The following is a 23,166-nucleotide window of genomic DNA, read 5'->3' as shown; positions in this document are numbered from 1 at the left end:
CGATGCATGCCCTGTTCGCCAGCCTCGCCCAGATCGCCGCGCTTATCCGCAAGGAAATCCTTGCACTGGTGAAGGATCCGGCCAGTCGTGCCACGCTGTTTGCGCCGGCGCTGATGCAGGCGCTGCTGTTCGGCTATGGCGCCACCTACGATTTGACCAACGTACCTTACGCGGTGCTCGACCACAGCCAGGGCCAGGCCTCGACCGAGCTGCTGGCAAGGCTGGACGGCACCGGCGTGTTCCACCGCGCCGCCACCCTGACCAGCACCTCGCAGATCGCGCAGATGATCGATGGCAATGATGCGCTGATGGTGCTGAGCATTCCCGCCGATTTCCAGCAGCGCCTGAATGCCGGCCAGAGCGCGCCGCTGCAGGTGATCCTGGACGGGCGGAATTCCTCCACCGCCGGTTCGGCATCGGCCTACGTCGGTTCCATCGTAGCCAGCTACAACGCATCGCTGGGCGGCGGACCGGCCGGCGTAATGATCGAGCGCCGCGCTTGGTTCAACCCCAACCTGGAATCGCGCTGGAACATGATGCCGGCGCTTATCGGCGCACTGAGCATGCTGCAGACGCTGCTGATCGCCGCCCTGTCGGTAGCCCGCGAGCGGGAGCAGGGCACGTTCGACCAGTTGCTGGTCACGCCGCTGACACCCTTCCAGATCCTGGTCGGCAAGGCGGTGCCTGCCATCCTGGTCGGCCTGCTGCAATCCACGTTGATCTTCCTGGTCATCCGGTTCTGGTTCCAGATTCCCATGAACGGATCGGTGTGGCTGCTGTACGTGGGCCTGGTCACCTTCAACATCGCCACGGTTGGCGTTGGCCTGTCCGTGTCTGCGGTATCGCTGAGCATGCAGCAGGCGATGCTCTACACCTTCCTGCTCATCATGCCGCTGATGCTGCTCTCTGGCCTGTTGACCCCGGTGAAGAACATGCCCGAGGTCCTGCAGGTCGCCACCTACGTCAATCCGCTGCGCTTCGGCATGAGCATCGTGCGTCGGGTCTACCTGGAAGGCGCCGGCTTCCTGGATATCTGGCGCGATTTCATTCCCCTGCTGGTGATGGGCGCCATGTCGCTGCCACTGGCGGCGTGGCTGTTCCGCAATCGTCTTTCCTGATCGAGGTTGGTCATGCACGCCCCACGTCGCTCCCTTCGCCCCGTCCGCACCCTGCTTTCCGCAGTGCTTGCCGTATCGCTCGCCGGCTGCGCCGTGGGCCCGGACTTCGTCAAGCCCACGCCCGCCGCGCCGGACGATTGGACGAGCTGGCGTAGCGGTGACGCCTCGCTGCAGTTTCCGGCTGACGCCAGCCAGGCATTTCCCGCCAACTGGTGGCAGGCCTTCACCGACGCGACGCTGAACGCCCTGCAGCAGCGCGCCCTTCGCAGCAGCCCCGACCTGCGCACGGCCGCATTGCGCTTCGCCCAGGCGCGGACGCAGCGCAACACCGTGGCCGCGCAACGCGGGCCGGACGTCAGCGCCAGCGGAAGCGCGACCCGCCAGCGGCAGAGCGAGCACGGCGCCGGCACCCGCATGATCGGCATCCTCGGCGCTGATCCCAGCCTCACTGAGCTGCTGGCCGAGCCGTTCACGCTGTACCAGGCCGGTTTCGATGCCTCGTGGGAACTGGATCTGTGGGGGCGTGTACGGCGCTCGGTGGAAGCGGCCGATGCCGATGTGGGGCAGCAGGCAGCATTGCTCGAGCTGGCGCGCCTGAGCCTGGCCAGCGATCTGGCACGCACTTACATTGAACTCCGCACCACGCAACGCCAGGTCCGCCTGATGCGCGAGGATATCGCCGCACTGCAGGACCGCGCCGCGCTGCTGCAGGCGCGCGTCGAAGGCGGGGTGCTGGACCATACCGACCTGCAACGGCAACGCGCCGAGTTGGCGGCGTTGAGCGCGCAGCTGCCACCGCTGTTGGCGCAGGAAGCGGCCAGCGCCAACCAGATTGCCCTGCTGATGGGTGAGCGCCCCGGCGCACTGCAGGCCGAACTTGCGCCGCGCGATACTGACTCCGCCGTGGCGCTGCCTGACCTTGCGTTGGGGCTACCCTCGGAAGTGGCGCAGCGCCGGCCCGACATCCGCGCCGCCGAAGCCCGACTGCGCAGCGCCACCGCCAGCATCGGCATCGCCAAGGCCGACCTTTACCCCAGCATCCGCTTGGGCGCGAAGTTTGGCTACGAGTCCTATCTGAGCGGTGAATTCTCCGACTGGGGCAGCCGTGCCTGGTCCATCGGCCCCAGCCTCAACCTTCCGATCTTCGACCACGGCCGGCGCAAGGCCACCGTGCAGCTGCGCGAACTGCAGCAGCAGGGGGCCGCCATCAACTACCAGCAGGCCGTGCTGAGGGCCTGGCAGGAAATCGACGATGCGCTGTCCAGCTACGGTGCCGAGCAGCGGCAGGCGCGGGAACTGCAGACCCGCAGCGATGCCGCGGCTGATGCCTACCGGCTGGCCAAGGCGCGCTACGACGGCGGCATCACCGATTTCACAGTTGTCCTGGACGCGCAGCGCAGCTACCTGCAGACGCGCCGCGATCTGACCGCCAGCCAAGGCCGCTTGGGCACCCGGTACGTCGCCATAAACAAAGCGATCGGCAACGCCCCCGTAGCGTCGAGCTTGCTCGACTGAATCCGTCAGCCCCCATCACCAGACCCGATCCTGCTCTCCGCCATATCTCACCTGACAACGCTGCTGGCGAACCCGCTCACGGAACGCTTATACGGCATACTTTCATTGGCAACCACTGGTAGTGGGGGAAAGCTCCTTGAGCAACCGAAGCACTGCAATCGTTGGATTTCTTGCCAACCTGGCGCCCCTTTATTGGGGCGAACGCCATGGTGATTTCTGGTGCGCACGCAGCCTGCACGATGGCACGCTCATCTTGCCATTCAGCGCGGATGAGGATGCGGAAGACGAGGGTTGGGTTCGTGCCTTGTGGCAGGGTGATCCAAGTCGACAGACAGAGATTCTGGGGGCAAGCATCACTACGCTTGCATTGGAGCGCTACGTGCGACTGCATGGCGCGGGCGCTGACGAGGAGAGCATTGCGGCTGAACTGTACTTCATGGCCGAGCACTTCACTTACAAGACGGGCTGCCATGCCTACCTCCCGCAGCTGCGGGTGCCTGCTCACCCTGCGATTCGTGCGGCGAGGCGCATGGGCGAGGGTGTACTGGTCAGCCTCTTGAGCAAGGTGGCGGGCGTGTGATCCGATGGCACCACGCTTCTTTCCAGGCACGCTCCAAAAGAGCGCATAGGGCGCGAAATGTCCAGTCAAGTAAGGGATAGAGTTGTTTCAGCATTGATCTGCTTCGCTCTATCTGCATTCGTGAATTTTGCGGGGTGGATATGGATATCCGCGTTCATGAAGATAGCGGCGATGCGTATTCCATACGTGTTACTTCTCTCCGTGTTTCTTTCGGTCGCATTCCATGTACTCTCTCGACGCGAAAGTATGCGTGGCATGTCGCGCAGCTTGGTGGCGGGTGGGATTGCTGGGCTCGCATTCGGCACTGTGGCGGTCACGCTTTCCAATCTGGCAGTTGATGACGGGCACCGCTTGCTTCTGCAGAGCTTCCAGAGGTTCGGAGCAACGGCATTGGTTGCGGACCTTTGGCCTTCGGTATTGCTTGGAAGTTGGGTTGTGGGAGCAATCGCATTCTGTGGTGCATCAGGCTACTTGAGGCGAACACTTCTTTTGCGAGAGGTGCCGCGCAGAGACTGATCGTCGAACCGTAGAGTCGAGCTTGCTCGACTGCCCTCAGCAGCACCCCGTCAGCAGAACGGGTCACGTTCAACCGGCGCCCGCACCACCGAACGCAGGGCACGCTACCAGTCCATCAGCAGGCCGCCAGATGGCAACGCACACCGCTCATCCATCGGAACCGCGGGGCCGGCCCTCCACCATGACCAGGCCCGCCCATTGGGCTGGCGTTCCGTGCAGAATTCAGATCAGAGGCCGCAAGATGATCAACGAGACTGGGGATAGGTGAACTCAATGAGAACCGTGTTGCGGCACTCGTCTTTCAACTGCCTACTTGTTTCCGCTGTTTGTCTGGCGGGATGTGGCACTAGCTCCACGCTGTCAGAGGTCGAAGCCAGGCATATTGCTGACAAGAACGTTGAAGAATGCTTTGGGCGCAGCGGTGTGGTGGATCCAGAAACTGCATTTACTGGACGCGGGCAGTTCAAGCAAGGTTGGATGTTTGAATACAAATTTGATGGTGAATTGTGCGCCATCCTGGTCGGATATGACGGCGGCGTGGAGCTGAGCGCAACGAAGGAGTGATCTCAAGGTCACAGCGTCAACGCGAACATTGGCGCCGTAACGAGGGCATTGCTTCGACGACTTGAGCTACTGCACGATCAGGCAGAGATTTGATAGATCGGCGAACGTCACGCTCTTCAGGTTGGGTAGAGTCGAGCTTGCTCGACTGCCCTCCGCAGCAATCCATCACCAGAATCGATCCCGCACAGCCGAACGCAAGGCGCCGTACCAGTCAATCAACCGGCCACCAGATGGCGCCGAACACCGCTCATCCTTCGGCACCGGGGGCCCAGCCCGCCACCACGGCCGGGCCCGCCCATCGGGAATGCTGACACCCTCAATCTGGTTGAGCGCCAGCAAATGCTGAAGATCCAGATACAGCGCCTCAGATTCCGGCGCACGCTGTAGAGCGTCTGCCGGCAGACGCAGCGCGACCGTCGGTTTTGTGCGCTCCACCCTCAGCACGGGAAAGCCTTTGCAGCGCACCTGGAAAGAGGGCGCAACGGCATCCGCTGGGTAGATCGTGAAGCCCGTTGCTCGGCGCGTGGAAACAAATTCGTGCGCACTGCCATAGAGCTTCTCGAACTCTGCGAATCCAACCTTCGGATATACCCACTTCTCTTCGGCTGCGCTCTGCGGCCATGGCAGGCAGGCAATAGCGGCCAGCGCGCCGAGAACCATCAGGCTAGACGCCAGGAATGACCGCACTCACGACCCCGCGCCGAGCGGCCGCACGCGTTCCTGGATGAAGACGTTGAGCGCGAGGCAGGCCATCGCCAGGCCCTCCATAACGCGATCGCCCACGTCCTGGTCGGGGTCTCCGTTCTGGCGGGCGCGCTCGGCGGCCAGCAGCAACTCCTGCACCACGCGCTGGCCGGCCAGGGCGCAGTCGGCATCGGCCAGTGCTATCTGGCGACTGCGCAGCGGGTGGCGTTCGGGCCAAGGTTGGCCATCGGCGGCCGCACCGGCGCCGATGCTGCGCAGCAACTGGGTGAGGGTGTTGGGGTCTGGCGCGGGATCGGCTGCCGGCGGCTCCTGGATGGAGTGCGGGGCAGGGGAGTAGGGTGCGGTCATGGCGGGCTCCTTGCGTGCAGGCAGAAGCCGCCACCGATAAAGGTGGCGGACGATGCGTGGCTCGAAATCCGGTTTATGCTGGGACCGGTGGGCACGAAGCCCCCACGCACCGCCCGCCATAGTCGGCAGACGGATTGCCAGCCGACACCACGCGCTGGTGGTGCCGACTGGCAAGCGTAAACATCAGCATAAAACCGGGATTTCGAGCCCCGACCACCGGTGTTTGGTGGCCCGGCAAGGAATACGCCGGGTTGCGCTCAATGCCAAGGCAGTAGGGGCGAAGCCGTCACTGCTTTCAACATTTTCAGAATCGTTGCAAATTGCGAGTCGTGGCAGATGCCTTGGCACACAAGGCTTCCGACGGCATTGGCGGCTCAGGCGAACGCATTGTCGCGAACCGACTTCAGCCACCGAGGGCAGGGCAAATGCGACATGCCAACGTCATCTGCCGGCGGCCGTTAGCGGCCGTTAGTGGCCTTTAATCGCCATTTTGGTGCGCTCAAGCCGCGCGGCATTGTGGCTGCGCGCGTGGCGCGACCAATCAGTGCCATCCCGTCGGCGATCCAGGCCATTCATCGGAGGCATCTGTGGCTTGGTCGCAAACGGGTTGCCACGCCTCTGCGCGGGTGGCAACTTCCAGCGGCGATCACGTCGATCTGGAGCCCGCATGACCCCCGTTGCCCTGTATTCGCCGGAACCGGCCCGCGGCTGGTTGCCCTGGGCCTGGCTGGCGCCGATCCTTATGATCTTGTTCAACGCGGTACCGGTGCTCGCGCTGGACGGGTGGATGCAGTCGCAGCATTGGTCGACGCCGGGCGGCGATCCGATCGGACTTGCTGGCGTGCATGCGCTGCTGTGGATTGGCTTCGCGCCGACGCTGGTGGCCGTGCTCGCCTGGGTGCGCTTCGTCGAAGGGCGCTCGCTGGCGAGTATCGGGCTGACCGGTCCGGCGCCGCTGAAAACCTTCCTGCGCGGACTGGCCGTTGGATTCGGCACGATCGCGCTGGTCGTAGTTGCGATCTGGATGGCGGGCGGCATGCAGGCGGCAGGCGTGGGGCTGGCCTGGCGATCGCCCATCAGTCTGCTGCACATCGGTCTGCTGCTACTGAGTTTCATGTTCCAGGCGAGCGTGGAGGAGATTATCTTCCGCGGCTGGATGCTGTCGGCGGTGGCGCGCAAGACCAATGTCGCGGTGGCAGTGCTGCTGGTGTCGCTCGTTTTCTGCTTCCTGCATTTCAGTCCGCACCAGCCGCTCCGGGTCACGCTTGGCATGTTCTTGTTCTCGCTGTTCGCCTGCGCCTGGGCGCTGCGGACCGGCAATATCTGGGGCGTGATGGGCTGGCACGCGGGGTGGAACTGGTTGCTCGCGACGGGCTTCGAACTGCCCGTCACCGGCATCGATGCGCACCTGCCGGCGCTGTTGGTGGCGCTGCGCCCGCAAGGCCTCGACGCCCTGACCGGTGGCGCGGAAGGCCCGGAAGGAAGTTACCTGTGCAGCGTGTTCTTCGTCGCCGCGATCGCGTGGATGCAGTGGCGAAAGACGCGCGGAGCTCAGAGCCTCTCGCCGACGGGCCACAGCCGCTAGCGGCCCTTCATCGCCACCTTGGTCCGCTCAAGCCACGCGGCATTGTGGCTGCGCGCGTGGCGCGACCAATGCTTGGCATCGTCCAGGATGCTGTCGAACAAGCTGCGGGCCTGATCCCGATCGGCCGGCTGCGGCTGTGCCATCAGCCATTCGGCGTACAGGCAACGTGCGGCCGCATCGTTACCGCAGTCCACCGCGCGCTCGAACGCGGCGCGCGCGTCGTGCGACTGGGCTTCGGCCAGTGCCTGCGCATAGAGCAGGGTCTGTTCCGGCTTGCGACGTGTATCCGGGTGGCGGGCGAACAGACCGTCCAGCGTCTCGACCGCCAGCGCGGCGTGGCCGGAATCCAGGCGAGCGCGGGCCAGGCCGGTCAGGATGTAAGGATCGTCGCCCAGTGGTGAGCTGGCGGCGTGTTCCAGCAAGTCTCGGGCTTCCTCGGCCTGGCCGGCATCGAGCAGCGTCATGCCTAGGCGAACCCGGTTCTGCACGGTGGGCGTGCGCGCCAGCTCGGCCCGCGCGTTGCGCAGATCCTGGCCGGGGTTCACCAGTTGCTTGGCGGAGCGGATGGCCTGCCGGGCGCCGCGCGAATGGCGGGCTTCCGGAAAGTAAATCGCCAGGAAGTAGACGACGCTGCCGAGCAGCGGGAACGAGAAGAGCAGGAGCAGCCAGTAGAGGCTCTGGCCTGAGCGGATGGCGTGGACCGCGAAGAAGATGGCGGCCAGTACGTGGAGTCCGATTCCGATATAGGGCATGTGGGTGCCTGGTCCTTGGGAGGGCTGGCACTATAGTGGGAGTGGGGTGGGGCGCCAATGGGGTGCTGGTCGAGCGTGATGCGTCACGTTAATAGGGCCGATTCCCATCGCATGACTCAGTGGCTTTGTGCGTCGGAAGGAAAATAGCGCCTGCCCAGCCGTAGGGCGACATGCACCAACAGGATCAGTACCGGCACTTCCACCAGGGGGCCGATAACCGCGGCGAAGGCGACCGGCGAGGCCAGGCCAAACGCGGCGATGGCAACGGCAATGGCCAGCTCGAAGTTGTTGCCTGCCGCAGTGAAGGCGATTGCGGTCGTGCGCGGGTAGTCCTTGGCAATGATCCTGCCCATGAAGAAGCTCAGCACGAACTGGATCATGAAATAGAGCGTGAGCGGGATCGCGATGCGCACTGCATCCATCGGGATGCGCAGCACGTCGCCGCCCTTCAGGCTGAACATGGCAACGATCGTGAACAACAGCGCCGCCAGCGTGATGGGACTGATCGCCGGCAGGAACGTCTCTTCATACCATCGCACGCCCTTGCGCGCCTTGAGCCAGCGTCGGGTAACGAACCCCGCCAGGAAAGGGATGCCCAGATAGATCAGCACGGCCTCGGCAATGGTCCAGAAACTGACGTCGATCACGCTGCCCTGCAGCCCGAACACCGGCGGCAGCCACGACAGGAAGAACCACGCATACACACTGAACAGCGCGATCTGGAAGATCGAATTGAATGCCACCAGGCCCGCCACATACTGCCCATCGCCGCGGGCGAGCTGGTTCCAGACCAACACCATGGCAATGCAGCGTGCCAGCCCAATCAGAATCAGGCCGGTCATGTATTCGGGGTAGTCGCGCAGGAACAGCACCGCCAGGCCGAACATCAGGAACGGGCCGATGATCCAGTTCTGCACCAGCGACAGCATAAGTACACGCTTGTCGGCGAACACCTTGGGCAGCTCTTCGTACTTCACCTTGGCCAGCGGCGGATACATCATCAGGATCAGGCCAATGGCAATCGGGATGTTCGTCGAACCAATCGACAGGCTGTGAAGCGCACTGGGCACGCCTTCGAACATCGCGCCCACGCCGACGCCCAAGGCCATGGCCAGAAAAATCCAGAGCGTAAGGTGCCGGTCCAGGAAGGACAGGCGGGGCGTATCAGTCGTCATGGCAGGTCTCGCAGGGAGCGGTTGGTCGATCTGTGCGATCTCGAAGGGGCGAGACGTCAGCAACCCGCAGGGCGGTCGCAGGCCTGATCGCCAGCGCAGCAGTTTTCGGTCAGGTAGGCCACCAGCGCGCTCATTGCCTGGAACTCGGCCCGGTAGCAGATGGTGCGACCGCGCTGCTCGGCGGTGACCAGGCCTGCGGCCAGCAGCTCCTTCAGATGGAAGGAGAGGGTGGCGCCGGGAAGGGAAAGCGACTGTGCGATGTCACCGGCCAGCTTGCCGCCACTTCCGGCCTGGACCAGGAGGCGAAAGATGGAAAGGCGGGTGGTGTGGCCCAGGGCCGCCAAGGCATGGGTTGCAGTCTTATGTTCCATGTTTCTAGAATAGTCGAATCGAATCGGCAGGACAACTTCCATGCAGCAGCTTCCCAACGTCGTCCCCGGCGCATTGAACCCTCCAGCTGCCGAAAGGCTGAGCGAGCCGAACGCCTCGCCACACCGGCCCCGCATCCTGATCCTGTACGGCTCCCTGCGCCCGCAGTCCTTCAGCCGCAAGCTGGCGCTGGAGGCGCAGCGGTTGTTGGAGCACTTGGGTGCAGAGACCCGGCTGTTCGATCCGCACGACCTGCCGATGCTCGACTCGGTGCCCGCCTCGCACCCCAAGGTGCAGGAGCTGCGCCAGGCCTCGCTGTGGTCCGAAGGGCACGTCTGGGTCAGCCCGGAACGCCACGGCACCCTGACGGCCGTGTTCAAGAACCAGATCGACTGGCTGCCGCTGGAGGAGGGGAGCGTACGCCCGACGCAAGGTCGCACGCTGGCCGTGATGCAGGTTTGCGGAGGCTCCCAGTCCTTCAACGTGGTCAACGCGCTACGGGTTCTTGGCCGCTGGATGCGGATGGTCACGATTCCGAATCAGTCTTCGGTGGCCAAGGCCTGGCAGGAGTTCGATGATGAGGGGCGCATGCAACCGTCGGCCTACTACGATCGCGTAGTGGATGTGATGGAAGAACTGGTCAAGTTCACCCTCCTGGTGCGTGGCCGCAGTGACTACCTGGTTGACCGCTACAGCGAGCGGAAGGGCGCAGTCGAAGCGGCCGCACTGACCGCCGCCGCCGGAGTCGTCGAGACCGCAGTGGATGAAAAGGAGAGCGCATGAAGGCTGTCATCTACCACAACCCCAATTGCGGCACCTCGCGAAACACCTTGGCGCTGATCCGTCACGCCGGCATTGAGCCTGAAGTAATCGAGTATCTGGCCAACCCGCCCAGCCGAGCGCAGCTGCTCGCGCTGATTGCCGCGGCCGGATTGGATGTTCGCGGCGCGATTCGCCAGAAGGGCACGCCGTATCTGGAACTGGGGTTGGACGATCCCGCGTTGAGCGAGAGCGCACTACTGGATGCCATGCTGGCCAATCCTGTTCTCATCAATCGGCCCTTCGTGCAGACGGACATGGGCACGCGCCTGTGCCGACCGTCCGAGGTGGTTCTGGACATCCTGCCAGCGGTGCGGGAGCCGTTTGCCAAGGAAGATGGCGAAGTGGTGATTGATCGGGGTGGCAGGCGCCTTCGTTGAACGGCTAAATTGCCACGGGATAGCAACCTCTGGAAGGAAGCGTGCTGGGTTGTTGGCCGGACGCGGCCACCCTAAGATCGAGCTGTATCAAGAAAAGGCCTCACCATGCGGTGCTTTGTGGATAGGTCGCATGCCCGGATCTACGAGTCCGTCTACCAGGTAGTTAGACCGCTAAGGATTGCTGAGTGAACTCTTTGGTCTTTGCTTTTCAGACTGAATTTTTCGTGGCAGCGCTATGTGCAGCTGTAATTTTTTACATGCAGGTTCGTGGCTATCGCAAGCACAGGAAGCAGTTCTTCATTACTTTGGCTGCCTCAACTGTATTTGCGGTAGCCGCCACTCTTATGAGAGCGCTCCCATACCTTCTTCGGATGCCTGAAAGCCAATCGGTCAAGCTGTACTGGCTGTCTGTCCCGCTCGCTATTCTTGCCTCTGCACTTGCCACATGGGGCAGCGTCCAGTTCTTTCAGGCATTCGATGATAAATAGCTCGCAGGCATCGCGGTCTAACAGATTGTTCGAACCGACGCCGCTTCGCAGCCCGGCCGCCAGATAGCGGCGCACACCGCTCATCCTTGGGCACCGCGGGCCCGGCCCGCCACCACGGTCGGGCCCGCCGATCGGGAATGCCGGCACCCTCAATCTGATTGAGCGCCAGCAACTGCTGCAGATCCACATACAGCGCCTCAGATTCCGGCGCACGCTGTAGAGCGTCTGCCGGCAGACGCAGCGCGACCGTCGGTTTTGTGCGCTCGACCCTCAGCACGGGAAAGCCTTTGCAGCGCACCTGGAAAGAGGGCGCAACGGCATCCGCTGGGTAGATCGTGAAGCCCGTTGCTCGGCGCGTGGAAACAAATTCGTGCGCACTGCCATGGAGCTTCTCGAACCCCGCGAATCCCCTCTTCGGATATGCCCACTTCTCTTCGGCGTCGCTCTGCGGCCATGGCAGGCAGGCAAGCGCGGCCAGTGCACTGATGACCATCAGGCCAGACGCCAGGAGCGACCTCACTCACGAGCCCGCGCCGAGCGGCCGCAAGCGTTCCTGGATGAAGACGTTGAGCGCGAGGCAGGCCATGGCCAGGCCTTCCATAACAGGGTCGCCCACATCCTGGTCGGGGTCTCCGTTCTGGCGGGCGCGTTCGGCGGCCAGCAGCAGTTCCTGCACCACGCGCTGGCCAGCCAGGGCGCAATCGGCATCAGCCAGTGCAATCTGTCGGATGCGTAGCGGGTGGCGTTCGGGCCAGGGTTGCCCATCTGCGGCGGCACCGGCGCCGATACTGCGCAGCAGGTGGGTAAGCGTGTTGGAGTCTGGCGCGGGGTCGGCTGCCGGCGGTTCCTCGATGGAACGGGGCAGGGGAGTAGGGTGCGGTCATGGCAGGCTCCTTGCGTGCAGGCAGAAGCCGCCACCGATAAAGGTGGCGGACGATGCGTGGCTCGAAAATCCGGTGTGCAACTAAGCCCGGGCGGGCACGAAGCCCCCACGCACCGCCCGCCATAGCCGGCAGACGGATTCCCTGCCGACACCTCTTTGGCGGCGGTACCGGCTGGCAAGCGCAAACAACGTCGTGTTCCCGGGATTTTCGAGACCCCGACCACCCATTTTCGGTGGCCCGGCGCAGGCTAATGCACGGCCTCTAGCGCGCGGCGCCATCGATTCAACTGCTTACGGCCCCCGGCCCAAGTCTCATTCGCTTTTTCAGCCATAGCCAAGTCGCGCTGCGGCAACATTCCAACATGGATTGAATGCTACGACGGCGCGGGACGGCCGCAGCAACTTGATCTGACTGAGGGACGTTACAACGCGGATCCGTGAAGACAATTCGCCCTTTCAGTACGCCCGGAAGCCGCTGGAACTTGCTTTCGTGCAGCTCCTCCTCATAGCCTCTGGCGCGCGCCTCCTCCAATTCCTTCAGGTTGACGTCAACGATCAACACCGCCTCACAGTTCTTACCCGCTTCAGACAGCACCTGCCGCGCACCCGTGCCGCGAATGGGGCCGAATACGCCGCTGCCGCCATACTTGGCGACATTGCTCATCACGATGTATTGGTAAAAGCGGTTTGCGTCGGCGATGCATGACGAACGATAGAGATCTGCGAAGGGGTTGTGGGCTACGACCACCACCATGTCCAGCGGACTCTCTCGTCCTTCGAGGTTCAGCCGGGCCAGCAGATCAAGGTGGCTGTAGTCGTAGCAGATAAGCACACCAATGGCTCGTCCCTGCGGGTCCACGAACCTCAAGAGCCGATCGCCGCGTTTCATCTGCATACGCCCGCCGTCCCGTTCGGAGCATTGACCGTCGTACTGGGAACGGGTGACCTTCCGGTACAAGATTGGGCTCGAGCCAGGCCGCAAGATGGCGCACTCGTTTGCGTTCTCGGCCGGGTAGTCGACTCCCGCCACCACCATCGCCCCGGTGCGGTCACTGAATGCCTGCAGTAACGGCAAGAATGCCCGCGGCACAAACACTTCTGGGAGGGCCAGCAGGTCCAACTTTCCCGGGCGTTCGCTCTTCAGGCTGCACTGGAACTCGACATGCTGGAGCCAGCTTGAAAGCTTCTGCATGAACACTCCAACACCGGTTGCGTTGGTCAATCGGTAGCCTGAAGTTGTGTAGGCGTCCAAGCTCATGCTCTCTAACTGCGCCACCGCTACACGCATTGAATCGGGCAGCGTCTTCGTCTCCTCGTCGCAGCAATGAACAACGACGGGCGCACCGGGGCGAGCATCGAAGGTCGAAAGGAAGTGCTGCGATGGAACCATCGCTTCAAGATCGTACGGCAGTTGTCCGGATTTGATTCCGTCAAACCCCTTCGTCTCGAAGTCTTTACGCAGTTTGCGCAGCACACCGATGTTCAGCATCATCTCGGTCGTGAATTCGCCTGGCCCTCGCGTGCCAAACAACTGTCCCGACGCGCTGAACTGCGCGTTCTTCTGAGTGCCAAGCCGCCGGTAAGGCGCGAACACTGCGGAGCCTCCCAGCTCGGCAGTATTCACGACGATCACGTAGCAGTACAGCCGATGCACATCGGAGCGCGCGTACTCCCAGTAGAGCCTAGTCGCCGCGTTGTGCGACACCACTACGAGCACCTCGATCTGCTCGACCATCAGCGCCGTCATGAGCTCTACGTGAGTGTATTCATGGCAGTTAAGCACGGCCCAGCGCACGGGCTGTTTCTTGCTTGACGAATTCCCGGCGTAGACGTGCAGCACCTGCCCAGTGGTCAACTTCGCAACCTGATCCTCGGACGACAGAGAGAGCTTCTCCTGGTGAATGAGGTTACGACCCATGGAGACATAGGTGATGCTCTTCTTCTCACAGTGCCAGGTACCAGACAGGGCGACTACGGCGCGCCCACTTTCAGCATCGGACAGTTGGAAGCTCGATCTATCAATGCCCCGGCAGTACGACATAACCGTCAGCCCATAATGCAAAGCAGGCACAGCAGAATCCAAAACGCAATCGGACGATTCGCATCGTGGAGTATCTGGTAAAGCAATCTGATTTCGAACGTCCACCCCAGCGGCCATCTGCACCAGGCGCAACGGAAGCATCCCTTCAGCATTGGCAAAAAGATCAGAGTCATGCCGCTGGATCTCAACTTGTTTCATTGTCACTCTCCATTTACTCCACATCTTGCGCCCAGCGGGTCATTTCTGCGGTCGATGGGGTGGTTTTTTCCGATCCGCACGGCAAACACGCCCGATCCATCCAGGTGTACCGGCACTCAAGAGTCCTCACGCGACCATCGCCGGCACTGCTCGTACACATCCCCATCCCACCAGGCATGAAATTCCATAGGCCGCGTAATGCGGTCCATCAGGGCACGCGTCTTGGCCTTGTCGCCGGCTTGGCAGGCGAAATAGGCGAAGTTCTGCAGGTTCCAGTCAGACGGATACCGGGCCAGCACATCGTCAATTCCCTGGCTCATCAACGGCCAGTCCACCTGTTTCTCAGCGAACGGGCTGCTGTAATAGCTGCCCGCGGTGGACCAGTAGATGCGCGCATAGAGGGCAGGGCGGTCGCGTTCCGGAACCGTCTCGAGCGCGCGCCGCGCCATCGATTCCACGGCATAGGGGGTGCCGCCCCATTTGGGCGAGAAGTACTGTGCCGCCACGAAGGGAATCGACATGTTGCCAGGGTGCTTGGCCATGCCTTCATCCACCAGCGCCATCAGGTCGGTCGCTTCCCAGTTCAGCCGCACGGCAGCGGACGATGCCAGTTCGTACCAGTGTGCGTCGCTCGCGCACTGTTTCTTGTGCTCGGCCAGATACTTGCTGGCCGCTTCTGTGTAGGCATGGAAGTTGGCGGAATCCTGCGCGCTGATCGAGTTGGAATAGCCATAGCCGCGGTACGCCATGCCGCGCCCGAGCATTGTGGCAGCCATGGCCAGGTGGGACGTTGCAGAACGCGGGTATTTCTTCACCCAGCGCATGATCCGGTCGTGCATCGGGTCATCCTGACCCAGCGGAATCCGGTCGGCCTCGTACAGCGCCGACAGCGCCTCATAGAAATGGGTCAACTTGAGCGTGCCGCTGGTGGTGGTTTCATCGGTACGGCGGTACTTGTTGGCCAAGGCTTCCAGACCCGCGAAATCCTCTTTGCCCAGCAAGGCCTCAACCTGCCGTTGGATGCCGTTGCGTTCGGCGTACTCGGGGGAGTCTATGGATGGCCCGGCCTGTACGGTGCCGACGGCGCAAGGCAGCGTAACCAGTGCGATGGAGAGGCAGAGCATCAGTGATGCGGGTGAGCGCATGGCGACAGTCCTGGTCTAAGGGCCGCTTTCAGTCCTGGGTGGCGGCTGGAACCCGAGGCGAGTCTAGCTGGAATTCGGGAGGTCTAGCGGCTGGTCAGAAGCCACATGGCATTGCGCATAATGTATATTATGTTACTCAAAGAAGTGACCAAGCCGCCCTCAGCCCTACAGCCGCTCAATCCGCTCCACATAGATCACATCCTCCGAACAGCCAAACCCCTCAATCTTCCGATCCTTGATCTCCCACCAGATCACTTCGTCCATCCGTGGCCGGAACTGCATGGATCCCGCAATCACCACGCGCTTCCCGAACCAGCGCATGCTGTCCTTCAACACGTGCTTGGGAAGTGCCAGATCAAAGCATCTGCCGTCATCTACGCGGATCTCACCAAGGCCGTGACCGCCTGGGTAAACCTCCAGCGTGCCGGTCACCTCGATCATGGCGTCAGCCACAGACGGTTCGGATTGGGGTTCTGCAGCTGAAACGGATCCTACGGCCCACGCTGTGGTGACCAGGCCCAGGGCCGCGGCCAGGCTGCAGAGCAATCGATTCGAAGGTGGCACGGACCAGCGCCTGGGCTGCACATGGCAGGACCAGACTCTACGCCGGCATCACTGCGCTTGGAACTGGAATGGGGTCAGAGCCTTTCGGTCTGCGAAAGGATCCGACCCTGGACGTCCTCGCGTCGGCCATGGTCAAGCTGCGCCAGGCACTGAAATGGGGTCAGAGCCTTTCGCGTTGCGAAAGGATCCGACCCCATGGCGGGCAAGGGCTCCCTCCCCGGCCCGCCCTGCCCCCTTGGTCAGTAGTCGTAGCTCACGCTGACCCGCAGCGATCGCGGCGCCTGTCGTACCGTCGCCGCGCCATACAGCGGGTCCGGCTGTCCGGGGTCCAGCTCCGAATAGGGCGATTTCCACAGCGCGGTCTGGCTGTTGAACACGTTGAAAACGTCCAGATTGAAGCCCAGCCGGCCATCTGCAGCCGCAGGACGATAGGAAACGCCCAGATCCAGCTGCTTCAGCCACGGCAGGCGGCCCTGGCTGCCGGGAGGCGCCGGCTGGCCGTTGTAGAAGTGGTAGGCAATGCCGTAGCCGGACGGATCTTCGAAGTTCGGCCCGTAGGACCCCAGTGCACTGAACGGCGTGCCGGAAAGCGCCTTGATGTTGGCCGACACCAGCCACTCCGGCGTGATCTGGTAGTAGCCGTGCAGCTTGATCTGGTGGGTGTGGTCGTTGCTCTGCGGGCCGTTGGTGTGCTCCATCAATTGCGCGTAATCCCACGCCTGGGTGGTGGACACCGCGGTCTGGCCGATGCCGGACAGCAACTGGCCTTCGGTGGTGCCGTAGCTGCGCGACCAGGTGTAATCGGCACGGGCGTACCAGCGGCCATCAAACGGGTGCTCCAGCGACAGGTTCACCGCGTAGTAGTTGCGCTTGAAGCGCGGGAAGCCCATTTCCGCGTTGCTCAGCGGCACGGATACGTAATTTCCGCTGGTATCAACCAGGTTGAAGGTGTTCGCCCGGCCCGGATTGATCAGCCAGCAACTTACCGGGTTGCTGTCCTTGGTCACGTTGTAGCCCAGGCTGCTGGCCTTGCCCAGCACGGCGTCGATATCGCAGTAATCATCCACGCCGCTGCGCAGCACGCGGTACGTGGCCTTGGCGCCGTACACCCAGTTCTGGCCCAGTGCCTTGCTGAAGCCCAGGATGAACTCGTCCTGGTAGGACGGCTCGATGCCCGAGGTGGCCACCGTCTTTGCATCCGGCAGCAGACCGTAGTTGTTGTTGGACGACACCGCGCCAGAGAACGCGGTCAGATCGGTCGGGTAGCCGTTGCTGTCGATGCCGCCGTACGTGTAGTAGGTGGACGTTGCCAGGGTGGCGCCGGCGGCATTGAAGGCCGGGTTCAGTGGCAGCGCCAGGTAGTAGCGGCCCACGTTGCCGAACACCTTGAAGCGCCCGTCCCCGCCCACGTCCCAGCTGAAGCCCAGGCGCGGCGCCCACTGCCCACTGGCCTGCTTGATATACGCGTCGCCATCACGGTTGAAGTTGGTGAACTGGTCCAGGCGCAGGCCCAGGTTCAACAGCAGGCGATCGGTCACCTGCCAGTTGTCTTCGATGTACTGCGCCCGCTGCGAGGCGCGCACCGAGGCCAGTGCGCTGTAGATGTACTGGCGCACGTAGTAGCCGTCTTCACCATTGCGGATACCACCGGTGGCCGGCACGCCCAGGCCCGTGTTGATCGGCACGTTCGGGTTGGACTGGCCGTAGATCCAGTAGTAGCCATCGGCCGATGCCACCGAGCCACGATTCAGTGCACGCGCATTCTGGTTGTCGATGCCGACGGTGATGCTGTGGTTGCCCCACACGTAGTTCGCATCCAGCCGCAGGTTGTTAGTGCGGTTGCCACGGTCCGGGTTCACCAGCAACGAGGTGGTCTGTGCATTGGTGATGGGCGTGCCACCGGTAATGGCCGGGTTCTGCAGTGATGCGCTGTTGATGTAGGTCAGGCTGCCGTCGTAGGCGGGATTGCCGATGTAGTCATCGGTGTTCATTTCACCGTACTGCGCGCTTACCGTCAGGCGGTCGGTCAGATAGCCGGTGTACTTGGCCGTCCACAGGTCGCCACCGGTCTTGGTGGTATCTTCCTTGCCGCGCTGTTCGCCCCTGCTCAGCGCGTCGTAGTCGTAGGCGAAGATGTCGCCGCGGAACACGTTGCGGCTGGACGCGCCGGTCAGTTCCAGCAGGTGGTTGTCGGTGATGTTCCAGTCCAGCTTGGCGTACCAGCGCGGCCGGCTGTATTCGTACTTCGAATAGGAATTGGTAGCCTCGACGTTCTTCACGTCGGTGCCCTCGCGGCGTTCCAGTTCGTAGGAACCGAAGAAGAACAGCCGGTCTTCGATCAGCGGGCCGCCGGCATAGACGCTCTGCGTGGTCACCCACTCGCGGTCCTTGCTCTCGGGCGCGTACAGCGCGCCGTCGCCCGGGTAGCGCACATCGTCCTTGTTCGATCGCGCCGAGGCCGGCTCCCACGTCACCTGGCCGCCGAAGTGCCAATCATTGGTGCCGCGCTTGCCAACGGCGTTGATCACGCCGCCGTCGGAGCGGCCGTACTTGGCGCTGTAGCCGCCGGTGTAGATTTCCTGCTGGTCGATGCTGCCGTACGGCAGCGTCAAGCCGCCCAGGCCACGCAAGGGATCGGTCGAGTTGAAGCCGTTGATGTAGTACGCGTTTTCTGCGGCCGACGAGCCGCCGAAGCTCACCAGCTGTGCGCCGGTCGGGCCGACATAGCTGCCGTTGCCGCTGTTGCCGATCACCCCTGGCGCCAGCTGGGCGATAGCCTCGGCCGAGCGCCCCAGCGGCAGCCGCTGCAGCTGCTCGGCGGTGATGACGGTGCGCGAATCCACGCTGCTGACATCGATCGCCGCGGCGGCACGATCCGCGCTGACCTGCACACCATCCAGCCGGGTAATGCCGGCAAAGGACACTTCCGTGCTGGCACCCACGGTCAACGCCACATTCTGGCGGGATTCCAGCACCTTGCCCTCGGCATCGCGCGCTTCCACCGAATAGCGGCCCAGTGGCAGCTGGCTGACAGTGAAGCGCCCGCGTGCATCGACCGCCACCTCGCGGCTGAGGCCGGTGTCACTGCGGACGAAGATGCGCTGCGTGGAAGGCGGCGCCTGGCCGGCGATGGCACCGGTGGTGGACTGCGCATGCAGCGCGGGAGACGCGGTGGCAAGCGCCACCGCCAACGCCAGCAGACGCGGGCGCAGTGAAGAACGAGCTGTCGTCATCGTGTTTCGGTACGGGTAGTGGGGGAAGCGCTGCCCACGCGCCGCAACCGACGCGCCAGACATTGCACATTCATTAACCCCGCTCGCGCCCCAATGCAGAAATGCCCAGTGGTTATCTGCTATTGGCCGATGGCGATAGGCAGGTCTCTGCCCTACCCTCGCATGCGCCCGCTCGCTCCGCCGTGACGCGTCACGATAATGTGCCGGGCGCGCGGCACCTTCATGGCCGAAACCCCAACGCAACGCATACGCCTCCGCAGCGCTTGGGTTAAAAGCGACGCGCTGCAACAAATAGGAATAATCGTAAAATTCGAACGAATTCGAGGCTGGCGTGACGTGCAGCGCCAGAATGGGCGCCACGCCCCAGCGGCGCCGATCACCTCCCGCGCATGAACGGATTCCCTGCACCGCGCCGCCTGCGTCTGGCACTACTGGACGACCACGATGTGGTCCGTCGCGGCACCGCACTCCACCTGGGGGCAGACTTCCGCTTCCAGATCGTGGCCAGCCACTCCGCCAGCGCGTGTTTTGCACAGACGCTGCAGCAGGAGCGGGTCGACGTGGGCATCATCGACCTCAGCCTGGCGCCCGGCGATCTGAGCGGTACGGCGCTGGTGGAACACCTGCGCGAGCACGCCCCACGCACCCCGTTGCTCGCGTTTGCCGGGCAGGCCTCTGCCGCGGCGATCAGCCACCTGCTGGCGGCCGGCATCAATGGCTATGTCGGCAAATCCGAGCCGCTAAGCGAACTGGCCGACGCCGTGGTGCGCGTCTCGCAGGGGCTGTATCGCATTCCCGCCGCGTGTCGGCGGTTGCCGGGCCAGGATGAGTTGAGTCGCAACGAACGCGAAGTGATGCGCCTGCTGCTGGCGGGCTACACCGTTTCGCAGATCGCGCAGCACCGGCACCGCAGCGTCAAGACCATCAGCACCCAGAAAGTCGCGGCGCTGCGCAAGCTGGGGCTGCGCAACGACGCGGAAATCTTTGCCATGCGCCGCGAACTGGAGGCCTTATGAGCTGCACGCCCACCCCTTGGCGCAACGTGGCAATGGTGGCCGCACTGACCCTGCTGCCCTGCGCCTCCGCCGGCGATACGAATCTGTGGCAATGGGGCGATGGTCGCCAGGTGCGCGTGGCCACCTACCCGACCCTGCGCCCCTTCCCTGACGCCCCGGGCAGTCGCCCAGTGCTGCCGACCATCGCCCACGGCTATGCCGAGCTGGTGGAGCGCCACTCCGGGCTGACCTTCGTCGATACGCCCTATGACAGCCTGCGCGAGGCCCTGCTGGCCCTGTGCAGCCGCGAGGCCGACCTGATCCTGGTGCAGGGCAGCGCGCTCGATCACGCCACCTCCTGCGCATTGCAGACCGGTCGGCGCAGCTTCCCCGGCGCAACGACGGCGCTGGCCGGGCGCAACGGAACGCGCCTGCCGCGCGATGCCGATGGGCTGGATGCGGTGGTGCTGGCCGCCGTGCAGGGTGGCGCCTACCCCGGCTGGCTGGCACAGCACGCCGGTGATGTCCGGGTGCTGCCGGTAACGAATGTCTACGCCGCACTGGCCGCGGTGGAGGCCGGTGCGGCTGACGCGGCCATCGGCATGGAAGCCTCGCTGCGCCCGATCCTGCGGCGGCATTTCAGCGAGGGCCTGAAACTGCAGCCGATCCGCTCGGGATTTCCGCAACAGCTGCACCTGCTGGCCCACGCTGACCAGCGGGCGCTGCTGGATCGGGTCGAACAAGGCCTGGACAGGATCAGCCTGGAAGAACACGCCGCGCTGGGCCATCGCTGGGCGGTGCAGACCCTGCCCCGTTCGATTGCCGACGCATTGGCGCAGGCGGGCATGCGCGGTTCGTCGTCACTGCTGCCGCTGGTCGCGCTGGCCGTGGGCGGGTTGTGGCTGCGTCGCCGGCTGGCAGGACGTTGGCGCCAGCGCTCGCAGTCGCAGGCGCGTGCGGTGGGCATGCTCAGTCACGAGGTGCGCAATTCGGCGCACCTGGTGATGTCGGCACTGGATCTGCTGCGGCAGTTGCAACTGCCCGCCAGTGCGCGCGATCTGGTGAGCGCCGCCAATCGCGCGACGCTGGAGCTGCGCGCGCGACTGAATCGCGCACTGGATTTCTCGCGTCTGGCGGCCGGCACGTTCCAGCCCAGCCCCCGCCCCTGCGACGCCGCCGACATCGCAACCCAGGCGCTGGACGCCATCACCCCCGAAGCCCAGCGCAAGGGACTGACTCTGCATCTGGACGTATCGCCACAGCCGCTGCCGGGGCTGCAACTGGACCCGGACTGCCTGCGGCAGTTGCTGGACAACCTGCTGGGCAACGCCATCAAGTTCACCGATGCCGGCGGCATCGAGCTGCGCATGCAGTTGCGCGCAGATGCAGACGCGCCACAGTTGCTGGTGGATGTCATCGATAGCGGCATCGGTATCGCGCCGGCGCAGATGGCGGTGCTGTTCCAGCCCTTCCAGCCCGGCGACGAGGGACAGGCGCGCGGCGGCAGTGGCCTGGGGCTGTCGATCTGCCGCGAGCTGGCAGCATCGATGGGCGGTACGCTGGACGCGCACAGTGTGCAGGGCCGCGGCAGTCGCTTCAGCCTGCGCCTGCCGGTCACGGTCATCCCGTTGCCGGATGCCCAGGCACCGGCCGCGCCTACGGCCGCGGCCACGCCGCTGCTGGCAGGGCTGGATATGCTGCTGGTGGAAGACCACACGCTGTCGCGCCGTGTACTGGCCGCGCAGCTTCGCAGGCACGGTGCGGACGTGCATGAAGTCTCCAGCGCCGGTGCGGCACTGCTGCGCCAGGCGAGCGCGCAGCACGCGGTGATCCTGCTGGATATCGAACTGGGGCACAGCAATGGCTATGCGTTGGCGCCGCAGCTGCGCCAAGCCAGCACGGCCGAAGGTGGCACCACGCAGATCCTGGCGCTGTCGGCCCACACCGGGGCCGCGCACCAGCAGCGCTGCCTGCAGGCCGGCTTCGATGGTGTACTGAGCAAGCCCCTGCAGCTGGATGCGTTGCTGCAGGCCCTGGGTCATTGCGATGCAGCCGCCGAGCCTGCCATGCACGACAGGGTCACACTGGCGGCAGAGATGGCCGAGGATCTTCGGCGCGAACATGCGGCAGCCGAACGTGCGGCGCAGGCTCACGATTTCGTTGCGCTGGCGCACCATGCGCACCGGCTGCATGGCGCGTTGCAGATGCAGGGCCTGCACGAACTGGCGGCGATGGCCGCAACGCTGGCCCAGCACGGGCGCGAGCGCTCGCCCGATTGGGGCGCTGCGGTGCATCTGGTCGATCAACTGCGCATCGTGCACGGCCCCGGTATTGCCGGGGCCGTGCAGCTGCCCTGAATCAGGCGGCGCTGCGCGCGATCTGGCGACGGGTCAGGTCGTTGAAGCGGCCCAGCGACATCAGGTGCTGGTGGATCAGTGCCAGCCAGCCGCTGCGGTGCCATTCGACCACGGTCGCGTCGGGCAGTGCGATGAACTTCTCGACATCCACCACGAAGAAGCCGTTGAGGTTGAATTCGCGGCCATCGGGCAGGCGCACGTTGGCATTGCGCTCCACCAGCAGGTTGTTGTCCACCAGCGCCTTGGAGAAGGCCTGGGTCTGCTCGTGCTCGCGGGTGAACTGACCGCAGAATTCCAGCGCCTGCTGCACCAGCTCGGTGGCCTTGCCATCGGCGAACAGCGGCTGGCCTTCCTCGCCACCGCGGGCGATGCGGGCGCTGTCTTCGTCGATGCCCAGCAGGAAGTCGTTGCCTTCGCCGGTGTCGATGAAGATGAAGGGATGACGGCGCAGATAGGCCGGGATGTAGGTCTCATCGGCCCACAGGCCATCGGTGATGAACAGGTTGTCGTTGGTGATGCCCACCGCCGCCATCGGCACCGCGGTGGGGCCGGCGAACAGGATCGGGAAGTGGTGCAGCGCCAGCGAGAATTCGCCCAGCACCAGCGGGATGGAGTTGCTGCTGGCAGCAAATTCGAGCTTGCCCGGCAGGATCCGCACGTCGGCATGCTTGTCGGCCTGCAGCGGCACCGGACGGGTGTAGAACAGGGGCGCGCTGCTCGGTGCAGCTTCGGTGGTGGTGTCGCTGGTAGTGGTCATCGTAAAACCATGTCGATCATGCGCGCCTGCCATCCCGGGCGCGCCAGCGGGAACAACCTGAACCCCGCATTATCAACAA

Annotated in this window: 21 protein-coding genes; 10 read left to right on the top strand and 11 right to left on the bottom strand. The window is 64.0% G+C overall.

Going from position 1 to position 23,166, the window contains the following annotated elements; all coding sequences use genetic code 11:
- Positions 1-2: 2 nt before the first annotated feature.
- The 4 genes from C1931_RS09950 (at position 3) to C1931_RS20280 (ending at position 4,293) form a co-directional block, all read left to right on the top strand.
- Complete coding sequence (locus C1931_RS09950) at positions 3-1,118, top strand: ABC transporter permease (protein ID WP_108756187.1); 1,116 nt, start codon at positions 3-5, stop codon at positions 1,116-1,118.
- Between the two features lie 12 nt (positions 1,119-1,130).
- On the top strand, positions 1,131-2,633 hold the full coding sequence (locus C1931_RS09945) for an efflux transporter outer membrane subunit (protein ID WP_108756186.1): 1,503 nt from the start codon (positions 1,131-1,133) through the stop codon (positions 2,631-2,633).
- Positions 2,634-2,769: 136 nt separating this feature from the next.
- Positions 2,770-3,213 (top strand): hypothetical protein, encoded by a 444-nt coding sequence (locus tag C1931_RS09940; RefSeq protein ID WP_159095469.1) that lies wholly within the window; start codon positions 2,770-2,772, stop codon positions 3,211-3,213.
- A gap of 789 nt (positions 3,214-4,002) precedes the next feature.
- Positions 4,003-4,293: a hypothetical protein gene (locus tag C1931_RS20280; protein ID WP_159095468.1), complete on the top strand. Its 291-nt coding sequence runs from the start codon at positions 4,003-4,005 to the stop codon at positions 4,291-4,293.
- 165 nt (positions 4,294-4,458) lie between these two features.
- Here the strand turns inward: C1931_RS20280 and C1931_RS09935 are convergent, their stop codons facing one another.
- Together C1931_RS09935 and C1931_RS09930 are read right to left on the bottom strand one after the other, a co-directional pair.
- Complete coding sequence (locus C1931_RS09935) at positions 4,459-4,953, bottom strand: hypothetical protein (protein WP_108756184.1); 495 nt, start codon at positions 4,951-4,953, stop codon at positions 4,459-4,461.
- Between the two features lie 27 nt (positions 4,954-4,980).
- Positions 4,981-5,346 (bottom strand): hypothetical protein, encoded by a 366-nt coding sequence (locus C1931_RS09930; protein ID WP_108756183.1) that lies wholly within the window; start codon positions 5,344-5,346, stop codon positions 4,981-4,983.
- A 667-nt stretch (positions 5,347-6,013) separates the two neighbouring features.
- Between C1931_RS09930 and C1931_RS09925 the strand changes: the two genes are divergently transcribed.
- A complete protein-coding gene (locus C1931_RS09925) occupies positions 6,014-6,931 on the top strand; it encodes a type II CAAX endopeptidase family protein (protein ID WP_108756182.1) in 918 nt (305 codons plus the stop codon).
- Here C1931_RS09925 and C1931_RS09920 read toward each other — a convergent pair.
- From C1931_RS09920 to C1931_RS09910, 3 genes are all read right to left on the bottom strand, one after another.
- Positions 6,928-7,683 carry a tetratricopeptide repeat protein gene (locus C1931_RS09920; protein WP_108756181.1) on the bottom strand — a complete coding sequence of 252 codons (756 nt, stop codon included), beginning with the start codon at positions 7,681-7,683 and terminating at the stop codon, positions 6,928-6,930. The genes C1931_RS09925 and C1931_RS09920 overlap by 4 nt on opposite strands.
- Before the next feature lie 116 nt (positions 7,684-7,799).
- Positions 7,800-8,858, bottom strand: a complete 1,059-nt coding sequence (arsB, locus tag C1931_RS09915) for an ACR3 family arsenite efflux transporter (protein ID WP_108756180.1) — start codon at positions 8,856-8,858, stop codon at positions 7,800-7,802.
- A 56-nt stretch (positions 8,859-8,914) separates the two neighbouring features.
- Entirely contained in the window at positions 8,915-9,229 is a 315-nt protein-coding gene (locus C1931_RS09910; RefSeq protein WP_108756179.1) for a metalloregulator ArsR/SmtB family transcription factor, read from the bottom strand.
- 40 nt (positions 9,230-9,269) lie between these two features.
- On the opposite strand from C1931_RS09910, the gene arsH reads away from it, so the two are divergent.
- The 3 genes from arsH to C1931_RS09895 all read left to right on the top strand — a co-directional run bounded on the left by arsH (position 9,270) and on the right by C1931_RS09895 (position 10,914).
- The gene (gene arsH / locus C1931_RS09905; protein WP_108756178.1) at positions 9,270-10,010 is read left to right on the top strand and encodes an arsenical resistance protein ArsH; all 741 of its coding nucleotides are present in this window, start codon (positions 9,270-9,272) and stop codon (positions 10,008-10,010) included.
- Entirely contained in the window at positions 10,007-10,426 is a 420-nt protein-coding gene (gene arsC, locus C1931_RS09900; RefSeq protein ID WP_108756177.1) for an arsenate reductase (glutaredoxin), read from the top strand. Before arsH ends, arsC begins: the two co-directional genes overlap by 4 nt.
- 185 nt (positions 10,427-10,611) lie before the next feature.
- A complete protein-coding gene (locus tag C1931_RS09895; RefSeq protein WP_159095467.1) occupies positions 10,612-10,914 on the top strand; it encodes a hypothetical protein in 303 nt (100 codons plus the stop codon).
- Positions 10,915-11,434: 520 nt separating this feature from the next.
- Here C1931_RS09895 and C1931_RS09890 read toward each other — a convergent pair.
- The 5 genes from C1931_RS09890 to C1931_RS09870 all read right to left on the bottom strand — a co-directional run bounded on the left by C1931_RS09890 (position 11,435) and on the right by C1931_RS09870 (position 18,978).
- Positions 11,435-11,779 carry a hypothetical protein gene (locus C1931_RS09890; protein ID WP_234412909.1) on the bottom strand — a complete coding sequence of 115 codons (345 nt, stop codon included), beginning with the start codon at positions 11,777-11,779 and terminating at the stop codon, positions 11,435-11,437.
- Between the two features lie 301 nt (positions 11,780-12,080).
- Entirely contained in the window at positions 12,081-14,036 is a 1,956-nt protein-coding gene (locus tag C1931_RS09885; protein ID WP_159095466.1) for a hypothetical protein, read from the bottom strand.
- A 116-nt stretch (positions 14,037-14,152) separates the two neighbouring features.
- Complete coding sequence (locus C1931_RS09880; protein ID WP_108756174.1) at positions 14,153-15,181, bottom strand: DUF4034 domain-containing protein; 1,029 nt, start codon at positions 15,179-15,181, stop codon at positions 14,153-14,155.
- Positions 15,182-15,346: 165 nt separating this feature from the next.
- Positions 15,347-15,622: a hypothetical protein gene (locus C1931_RS09875; protein WP_108756173.1), complete on the bottom strand. Its 276-nt coding sequence runs from the start codon at positions 15,620-15,622 to the stop codon at positions 15,347-15,349.
- Between the two features lie 362 nt (positions 15,623-15,984).
- On the bottom strand, positions 15,985-18,978 hold the full coding sequence (locus C1931_RS09870; RefSeq protein WP_108756172.1) for a TonB-dependent receptor: 2,994 nt from the start codon (positions 18,976-18,978) through the stop codon (positions 15,985-15,987).
- Between the two features lie 389 nt (positions 18,979-19,367).
- Here C1931_RS09870 and C1931_RS09865 point away from each other — a divergent pair, with 389 nt between their 5' ends.
- Positions 19,368-19,994 carry a response regulator transcription factor gene (locus tag C1931_RS09865; protein ID WP_108756171.1) on the top strand — a complete coding sequence of 209 codons (627 nt, stop codon included), beginning with the start codon at positions 19,368-19,370 and terminating at the stop codon, positions 19,992-19,994.
- A complete protein-coding gene (locus C1931_RS09860) occupies positions 19,991-22,330 on the top strand; it encodes an ATP-binding protein (protein ID WP_234412898.1) in 2,340 nt (779 codons plus the stop codon). Before C1931_RS09865 ends, C1931_RS09860 begins: the two co-directional genes overlap by 4 nt.
- Before the next feature lies 1 nt (position 22,331).
- Here C1931_RS09860 and C1931_RS09855 read toward each other — a convergent pair whose 3' ends face one another.
- A complete protein-coding gene (locus C1931_RS09855; protein WP_108749617.1) occupies positions 22,332-23,087 on the bottom strand; it encodes a SapC family protein in 756 nt (251 codons plus the stop codon).
- Positions 23,088-23,166: the final 79 nt, after the last annotated feature.

Origin of the sequence: Stenotrophomonas sp. YAU14A_MKIMI4_1, from assembly GCF_003086855.1 — a bacterium.
Lineage (GTDB): Bacteria > Pseudomonadota > Gammaproteobacteria > Xanthomonadales > Xanthomonadaceae > Stenotrophomonas.
The sequence above is the reverse complement of the archived record's forward strand: the minus strand, read 5'-3'. Positions and strand labels throughout refer to the sequence as shown.